The following is a 393-nucleotide window of genomic DNA, read 5'->3' on the forward strand; positions in this document are numbered from 1 at the left end:
GGCTACTGACGACATACCGAAAACAGCTATCATAAATCCTTTCGGACTCTATGAATTTTTGCGAATGCCTTTCGGTCTAAGGAATGCTGCTCAAACATTCCAAAGATTCATAGACGACGTTTTTCGAGGTCTCAACTTCGTACACGCGTATGTTGATGACTGTCTAATCGCAAGTCCGGACAGAGAAACACATCTCAAGCATCTGGATCTTGTTTTCGAACGACTTCAAAAACATGGCATTACTGTAAACGTTCAGAAATGCCAATTCGGAACCGACTCGTTAGACTTTCTGGGACACACTATCGATGCTCAAGGTATCCGACCCCTTAGAACCAAAGTGGCGGCCATTCTGGATTACCCAGAACCGACCACCGTCAAGCAATTACGCACGTT

1 protein-coding gene is annotated in these 393 nt (G+C 45.0%); it reads left to right on the forward strand.

What is annotated here, in order from left to right:
* A partial coding sequence (locus EES38_RS23375) for a reverse transcriptase family protein (RefSeq protein WP_148090393.1) occupies positions 1 to 393 on the forward strand: 393 nt, incomplete at both ends.

The organism is Vibrio viridaestus (genome assembly GCF_003856525.1).
Taxonomy (GTDB): domain Bacteria; phylum Pseudomonadota; class Gammaproteobacteria; order Enterobacterales; family Vibrionaceae; genus Vibrio; species Vibrio viridaestus.